The 4,920-nt window shown below is 62.2% G+C and carries 3 protein-coding genes; all 3 read left to right on the top strand.

The window, feature by feature from the left end; genetic code table 11:
- The coding region (locus WB528_RS28270; protein ID WP_423892733.1) for an efflux RND transporter permease subunit at nucleotides 1-3,070 on the top strand (3,070 nt) is incomplete at its 5' end.
- Complete coding sequence (locus WB528_RS28265) at nucleotides 3,063-4,712, top strand: efflux transporter outer membrane subunit (RefSeq protein ID WP_423892731.1); 1,650 nt, start codon at nucleotides 3,063-3,065, stop codon at nucleotides 4,710-4,712. The genes WB528_RS28270 and WB528_RS28265, both read left to right, overlap by 8 nt.
- 27 nt (nucleotides 4,713-4,739) lie before the next feature.
- Nucleotides 4,740-4,920: outer membrane protein (locus tag WB528_RS28260; protein ID WP_423892729.1), on the top strand; the 181-nt coding region annotated here is incomplete at its 3' end.

The raw sequence follows: 4,920 nt of genomic DNA, 5'->3' as shown, positions 1-4,920 counted from the left end.
ATACTATACGATCCCGATGGAGGTCGGCCTCTATCCGACGCCGGGTGTCGTCAATATCCGCTCGACCTCGTTCTACGGCCTTTCGTTTGTCCGCGTCACGTTCAAGTATGGCGTCGACTTCTACTTCGCTCTGCAGCAGGCCTCGATCAGCCTCCAGCAGAACGTCAACCTGCCGGGCAACCAGGTGGCCCAGATCCAGCAGTCCAGTCTGGTCGGCGAAATCTACCGCTATCAGGTCGTCGGCCCTCCGCATTTCGGATTGACCAATCTGCGCACGCTTCAGGATTACGTCATCACCCGGCGTCTTCTCACCATTCCCGGCGTGGTGCAGATCAATAGCTGGGGCGGCACGACAAAGCAGTTCAATGTCGATGCGGATCTGGAAAAACTCGAAGCCTACAATATCACGATCCCTCAGCTCATCACCGCGCTCGGCAATTCCAACATCAACGTCGGCGGCCGTGAGATCGCTATCGGCCAGCAATCGGTCAATATCCGCGGTGTTGGACTGGTCGACAGCGGCGGCGCCGACGACGTCACCAAAGGCTACAAGGTCCACGACATCGAGAATGTGGTACTGACCCAGTCGAACGGTTTGCCGATCCAGGTCAAGGACGTCGCCACCGTCTCGGTCGGCTATGTGCCGCGCCTTGGAATCGGCGGCAGGGATCACGAGGACGATATCGCAGCCGCGATCGTCGTGATGGGACGGACCCAGCATACCAACGACATCATTCCGAAAGTCCGGGCCGAGGTCGACAAACTGAACTCCGACGGCAGCCTGCCGCCCGGTGTCAAAATCGTCTCTTACTACGACCGCAGCTCGCTGGTGGGCGTGACCACGCATACGGTGCTGCACAACCTGATTTTCGGCTGCGTGCTGGTCTTCTTTATTCAGTGGGTTTTTCTCGGCGATCTCCGTAGCGCCATCATCGTCAGCGTCAACATCCCGTTCGCGTTGTTCTTCGCCATCATCATCCTGGTCTTGCAGGGCGAGGACGCCAACCTGCTTTCGCTCGGCGCGGTCGATTTTGGCATCATCGTCGATTCCGCCGTGATCATGATGGAGAATATCTACCGGAATTTTCAGTCGTCATCGGAAAGCCGGCAGACCCTGCTTCAGCATCTCTCGGAGGGTTATTGGGGGACCGATCCTACGTCCGCGCATGGGCATAGCAGCGTCGCTCCCAGGTGGACCGAGCGGCTGCGCATGATCTTCGTCAGCGCGCTCCAGGTCGATAAGGCCGTGTTCTTTACCGCTGCGATCACCGTCACCGCATTCGTGCCGCTATTCACGATGCAGGGCGTCGAGGGCCAGATTTTTGGACCGATGGCGCGAACCTATGGCTACGCGCTGGCCGGCGCGCTGATCGCTACCTTCACGGTAACGCCGGTCCTGGCTTCGCTGCTGCTGCCCAAGCACATCGAGGAAACCGAAACCGTCATCGTTCAGGCGCTGCGCAAGAGCTATACGCCGGTGCTGCGATGGGCGCTCGCAAATCTCAAGGTCGCCGTAACCGTCGGACTGGTATTCCTTGGCTTGAGCATCGCGGCGGCCTCGCGGCTCGGCAGCGAGTTCTTGCCGGCGCTCGAGGAAGGCAACTTCTGGATCAGGGCCGCGATGCCGTCGACGATGTCGCTCGATGCCGGCACCGCCGCCACCAGGAAAATGCGCGAGATCCTGCTGAGACATCCGGAAGTGATAACGGTGGTGTCGCAGCACGGACGTCCCGACAACGGCAGCGACGCCTCGCCGTTCTCCAACGTGGAATTGTTCGCCCCGCTCAAACCTTTCGATGAATGGCCGCCGAACCTGACCAAGGAAAAGCTGACGGAGGAGCTTCAGCAGGAGCTCGCCGACGAATTGCCCGGGATCGGCTTCAACTTCTCGCAATACATCCAGGACAACGTCGAGGAAGCGTTGTCGGGCGTGAAAGGCGCCAACTCGGTCAAGATCATCGGACCCAACCTTCAGGTACTGGAGGACACGGCGACCCAGGTGATGGCGGAGATGGCCAAGGTCAAGGGCGTGACCGATCTTGGAATCTTCCACCTTCTCGGACAGCCGAACCTCAATATCAAGATCGATCGGGAGAAGGCCGCTCGCTATGGGCTCAACACCGGTGACGTCAACACCGTCGTCCAGGCCGCGCTCGGCGGCACCACCGCGACGACCGTCCTTGAAGGCGACCGGCAGTTCAATCTGGCGGTCAGGTTGGATGCCAAATATCGCAGCAGCATCGACGCGATCCGGGCGGTCAAGGTGGCTTATCAGACGCCGGGAGGCGGCAACGGCTATATTCCTCTCAGCGAGCTTGCCGATATCACGCTCGATACCGGAGCTTCGTTCATCTATCGCGAGCGCAGCCAGCGCTACATTCCGATCAAGTTCAGCGTCCGCGGCCGCGATCTCGGCAGCACCGTCGAGGAGGCGCAGCAGCGGGTTTCGAAAGCCGTCAAGCTTCCGAACGGATACCGCATCATCTGGTCCGGCGAATTCGAGGATTTGCAGAACGCCAAGCAGCGGCTGCTGATCGTGGTGCCGATCACCCTGCTGTTGATCCTCGTGCTGCTGTACGGGCTGTTCAATTCGCTGCGCGACAGCCTGCTGTCGGTGGCCGGTATTCCCTTTGCGATCGGCGGTGGTCTGATCGCACTCAATTTCGCCGGACTTGATTTTTCCGTCTCGGCGGCGATCGGCTTCATCTCGCTGTTCGGCGTCGCCGTGATGGACGGCATTCTCAACATCACTTATTTCCGGGAGCTTCGGGCCCAGGGCATGGACATCGCCGACGCCGTGTTTCATGGCGCCGAACAGCGCATGCGGCCGATGCTGATGACCGCGCTGTCGGCCGGCGTCGGTCTGTTTCCGGCCGCGATATCCCACGGTATCGGAAGCCAGGTGCAGCGCCCTCTGGCCACCGTCGTCGTAGGTGGTATGTTCATCGGGCCGTTGCTTTTGCTTGTCGTGGCGCCTGCGCTTCGAAAGATATTCCTTTCGCGCGATGTTGAAAGCACAGCCGTTGCCGGCGATCCGGCCGCAGTCACCGGAGGAAATCCGGATGGCTAGCGGAAGCCGCAAGACAGGACGCTGCGAGGGGTTGGGACGCATGTTGCGTATTGATTCTGAGCAGGCGGTTGCCTCGCGGCACCTTCGTCGCGTGCACAAGCTGCGATCCGCTTCCGCCGTGGTCGCCCTCGCCGCGATGTCGCTGGCCATCTCCGGCTGCGCGGTGGGACCGAATTTCAGCCCGGCTGCCGCGCCCGACGTGAATGGTTACGTGACGGGAACACTGGCATCGGCAGATCCCGCAAAGGGTCAGCCCGGCGTCCCCGGTCAACGCTTCATTACCGGTGCGGACGTGTCGACGCGCTGGTGGGCGGCGTTCAAGTCAGAACCTCTGAACGAACTCGTCAGGGAATCGGTCAACCACAATCCCAACCTGCAAGCCGCGGAAGCCGCGATCAAGATCGCCCGCTACAACGCGCTCGCCCAGCGCGGCCTGTTCTTCCCGCAGGTCACGGGTAATTCTGCAACCCAGCAGATATTGGTTGCCAATCCCCAGCAGGTGCCGCCGATCCCGACCCAGGGGCCGCAATCGGAATTCTCGCTGGTGACCAACCAGCTCACGGTGTCGTTCGTGCCGGACATCTGGGGCGGCAACTTTCGCGCCGTCGAGAGCCTGGACGCGACCGCTGAGCAGCAATTGTTCCAGCTCGAGGCTGCCTATCTGACGCTGACCAGCAACGTGGTGACAGCGGCGATCCAGGAGGCCTCGTTGCGTGGCCAGATTGATGCGACCCAGCGCATCATCGCCATCGAGCGGCATCTTCTCGATATTCTGAAAAAGCAGCTCAACTTCGGTCAGGCGGCGCAGGCCGACGTGCTGGCGCAGGACGCGGCATTGGCGCAGGCCGAGGAGTTGCTGCCGCCGCTTGAAAAGCAGTTGGCCCAGCAGCGCGACCTCCTGACCGCGCTGGCCGGGCAATATGCAGCAGACGAGATCAGGCAGAAGTTCGATCTGGCCCATCTGAAGCTGCCGACCAACCTGCCGATCAGCCTGCCGGGAAAACTCGTCAATCGGCGGCCCGACGTGCGTGCGGCGGAAGCCAACATGCATTCGGCGGCCGCGCAGATCGGCGTCGCGATCGCGGCCCGCTTGCCCAACATCACGTTGTCCGCCAATGGCGGCTCGGCCGCCTTCAACTGGCCGCAGACTTTCGCGCCCGGCACCGGCTTCTTCACCCTGGGGGCCGCTGCCGCCGCGCCGATCTTCGATGGCCTGACGCTCTATCACAAACAAAAGGCCGCCGAGGCGGCTCTGGAGCAGGCCGAGGCGCAATATCGCGCGACCGTCATCACCGCATTCCAGAATGTGGCTGACGCACTTCGCGCTTTGCAGGCGGACGCGAAGGCGATGCGCGCGGCGCGGCGAGCGGAAGACACTGCGAAGGCCAGCCTCGACATTGTCCAGAAGCAACTCAGCGAGGGCCAGGTCAACCAATTGGCCGTGCTCAATGCGCAGCAGACCTACCTGACGGCGGCCGTGGTGCGGGTGCAGACCGAAGCCAACCGCATGGCCGATACCGCCGCTCTGTTCATGGCGCTCGGCGGCAACTGGCCCTCGAACTGCACCGTGCCGGATTGGCGCGAATGCGCGCTCGGCGATCCGCCGGTGCCCGCGGCGGTCGCGGCTGCGGAAGCCAGGTAGCGCGCAGAAGCCGGCGGTCCAAAGCGTGTGAGAGGCGGCCTTACGGTTGACCGCTGGTTGATGTTCTTTACCGGCGGCTACGCCTTCGGCGACATTCAGCACTCCAACACCCCGCCCGCCGGAGCAGGGCTCCCTGTCGACAATTTCAACGTCATGGCCAACGGTCTCACCGCGGGCGCCGGCTTCGCCTACGCGATCACCAACAACG

This window comes from Bradyrhizobium sp., from assembly GCF_049586575.1.
Taxonomy (GTDB): Bacteria; Pseudomonadota; Alphaproteobacteria; order Rhizobiales; family Xanthobacteraceae; genus Bradyrhizobium.
This window is presented reverse-complemented; position numbering and strand designations above follow the sequence as displayed.